We start from the raw sequence: 1,524 nt of genomic DNA, 5'->3' as shown, positions 1-1,524 counted from the left end.
AACACAGTGGACGCGAGCAACTGAGGACAAGCCCTCGGCCTATTAGTACCAGTCACCTCCACCCGTTGCCGGGCTTCCAGATCTGGCCTATCAACCCAGTCGTCTACTGGGAGCCTTAACCCCTCAAAGGGGGTGGGAATACTCATCTCGAAGCAGGCTTCCCGCTTAGATGCTTTCAGCGGTTATCCTTTCCGAACGTAGCCAACCAGCCATGCCCTTGGCAGGACAACTGGCACACCAGAGGTTCGTCCGTCCCGGTCCTCTCGTACTAGGGACAGCCCTTCTCAATATTCCTACGCGCACAGCGGATAGGGACCGAACTGTCTCACGACGTTCTAAACCCAGCTCGCGTACCGCTTTAATGGGCGAACAGCCCAACCCTTGGGACCGACTCCAGCCCCAGGATGCGACGAGCCGACATCGAGGTGCCAAACCATCCCGTCGATATGGACTCTTGGGGAAGATCAGCCTGTTATCCCCGGGGTACCTTTTATCCGTTGAGCGACGGCGCTTCCACAAGCCACCGCCGGATCACTAGTCCCGACTTTCGTCCCTGCTCGACCCGTCGGTCTCACAGTCAAGCTCCCTTGTGCACTTACACTCAACACCTGATTACCAACCAGGCTGAGGGAACCTTTGGGCGCCTCCGTTACTCTTTAGGAGGCAACCGCCCCAGTTAAACTACCCATCAGACACTGTCCCTGATCCGGATCACGGACCCAGGTTAGACATCCAGCACGACCAGAGTGGTATTTCAACGTTGACTCCACGAACACTGGCGTGCCCGCTTCAAAGTCTCCCACCTATCCTACACAAGCCGAACCGAACACCAATATCAAACTGTAGTAAAGGTCCCGGGGTCTTTCCGTCCTGCTGCGCGAAACGAGCATCTTTACTCGTAGTGCAATTTCACCGGGCCTATGGTTGAGACAGTCGAGAAGTCGTTACGCCATTCGTGCAGGTCGGAACTTACCCGACAAGGAATTTCGCTACCTTAGGATGGTTATAGTTACCACCGCCGTTTACTGGCGCTTAAGTTCTCAGCTTCGCACACCCGAAAGTGCACTAACCGGTCCCCTTAACGTTCCAGCACCGGGCAGGCGTCAGTCCGTATACATCGCCTTACGGCTTCGCACGGACCTGTGTTTTTAGTAAACAGTCGCTTCTCGCTGGTCTCTGCGGCCACCCCCAGCTCACGGAGTAAATCCGATCACCAGTGATGGCCCCCCTTCTCCCGAAGTTACGGGGGCATTTTGCCGAGTTCCTTAACCATAGTTCACCCGAACGCCTCGGTATTCTCTACCTGACCACCTGAGTCGGTTTAGGGTACGGGCCGCCATGAAACTCGCTAGAGGCTTTTCTCGACAGCATAGGATCATCCACTTCACCACAATCGGCTCGGCATCAGGTCTCAGCCTTAATGTGCGACGGATTTACCTATCACACGGCCTACACCCTTACCCCGGGACTACCATCGCCCGGGCTGGACTACCTTCCTGCGTCACCCCATCACTCACCTACTAC

The 1,524-nt window shown here is 56.0% G+C and carries 1 rRNA gene; it reads right to left on the bottom strand.

Going from position 1 to position 1,524, the window contains the following annotated elements:
* Positions 1–22: 22 nt before the first annotated feature.
* Positions 23–1,524, bottom strand: a 23S ribosomal RNA gene (locus AB0I94_RS41920); the annotation flags it as partial.

Source organism: Streptomyces sp. NPDC050147 (assembly GCF_040660195.1).
In the GTDB taxonomy this organism is placed as follows: Bacteria; Actinomycetota; Actinomycetes; order Streptomycetales; family Streptomycetaceae; genus Streptomyces.
This window is presented reverse-complemented; position numbering and strand designations above follow the sequence as displayed.